Source organism: Breznakia sp. PF5-3 (assembly GCF_029504745.1).
GTDB lineage: Bacteria > Bacillota_I > Bacilli_A > Erysipelotrichales > Erysipelotrichaceae > Breznakia.
This window is the reverse complement of sequence record NZ_JAQFIQ010000082.1, coordinates 1-1,824: the sequence shown is the minus strand read 5'-3', so window position 1 is coordinate 1,824 and position 1,824 is coordinate 1. Positions and strand designations below refer to the sequence as shown.

1 protein-coding gene is annotated in these 1,824 nt (G+C 35.4%); it reads right to left on the bottom strand.

Features of this window, described 5'->3' with window-relative positions; translation table 11 throughout:
• Positions 1–176 precede the first annotated feature (176 nt).
• Positions 177–1,538, bottom strand: coding sequence for an IS110 family transposase (locus M2475_RS11330; protein WP_277491643.1), 1,362 nt, complete (start codon positions 1,536–1,538; stop codon positions 177–179).
• Positions 1,539–1,824: the final 286 nt, after the last annotated feature.

Here is a 1,824-nt window from a genome sequence, read left to right as displayed (position 1 = left end):
AGACAAACTATAATATGTCAAATAAAGAATGATATAGGCATATAAATAGGTGATTGTCTTGATTTAGAGGTGAAACCTCTATAAAAACTTCACCTCATACCTCTGACAAGGTATTATGAAAACAACTTTTTTGGATATCTTCAAAAAAGCGAAGAATTTGAAGAAAATGTTTTAATTTATACGATTTCGGCACCTCTTGTACTTCGATATACAAAGTCGTGAATTTCACCGAATTCGTCTTCAAATTTATATATTTTCTTTCGAGTTGATGATGAGAACTCAATCTCTATGTTTTGGAAAAACTCATCTCGGGTTACTTCCGGTATACGCATGAGATCACGGTGTTGAATTACAAATACACTTTCACTTCTCATTATAGAGAATAAAATCTGTACGATTTTATTCGTTAATGCATTAACAGCGAGAACGTGTCGCTTACGGTCACCGTTCTTCTTACGATTAAAAACATCTTTGAGAATAGGATTATTTCTTCTAGCAAACTCTGCGATCATGTAGAGAGCATGACGAAGATCTCGAGACCCCTTTTTAGTCATTCGACCACGTCGATTGATGGAAGTCCCTGATTCACTATTATCACCAAAGAGACCAGCGAACTTAACGATTTGGCTAGCTTTATTAAAGCGAGTGATATCACCAAGTTCAGCAATAATCGTAGCTGCAGACAATTTACCACAACCAGTGAATGTAAGAATGATTTTGTATAAAGGAAATGACTCTAATTTAGATTCAATTCGTTTATCTAACTCACGAATTTTGTCTTCAAGATAAATTACTGAATCCAATAAACTTTGAATAGTGAAAGTATCTTCTTCAGATAAAATAGTGTGAGTTACAATGGAATTCTTTGAAGCACTGATAAGAGCATTCATTTTATCCAAACCATAGCGTTGTTTAGAAGCAGATTGAATTAGTAGAAGTAATTCATCTTGATCTGCATTTATGATAGAATATGGTGTGGAATATGATGAAAAGATGGCTCTCAACGTGTTGTGGCCCGATTTGAAAACATGAAGTAATTCAGGAAAGAATTTAACTACTTTAGCATTGAGTCGGTTCTTCTCTTGGGTTAATGTTTTCGATAAAGATGATCTTCGATGGGTCAATGTCTTTAGTTCATCATATTCCTTTTTCTTTTCAGAAACAGGCTTCGCTTCACCCCTAGCCAAGATTTCTGTGATGCACTTAGCATCAAGTTTATCTGTTTTAGGTAAGCCAAGATAGTCTCGGTAATTCTTTACAGATTCGGGACGAATCATGATGACATTCAGACCATTGAGTTTTAAGCGATCGAAGAGACCATCACCGTAGACACCAGTGACTTCTAATCCAAACAATACTTTACTCAAGTCAGGTTGGATAGTAGTGACTGTATCTATAAGCTTCTGATAACCTTGTAGTGTGTTATCAAAAGTTACTTTCTTCTTATTATTCAAGATAGAAAGAGAAGCGTTCATGACGCTAAAGTCATGCTTATTTTGGGAAGCATCGATTCCCACAAAAACTGAATAGTTCTGCATAATAAATTTCCTTTCGTAATCAGTCGTTCTGGATTGCACCTCTAAAGCAAGACAAACACAACCTCGTTAATGAGAAGATATAGTGCATGACCATTCTTCAACAAACCCAATAAGCATATACAAAGCATCTTGATTAAAGGAACCAGCCTTTAGAAAGTGGATCAACAGTCCACAGGAGAACGTTAGGCAACCTTATTCCCAGAACACTTCATTATCTTAGATTAGAAGAACAATACAATCAAGTTGGAAAAGCCAACTGATTACACTACACATTATACGAGGAGAA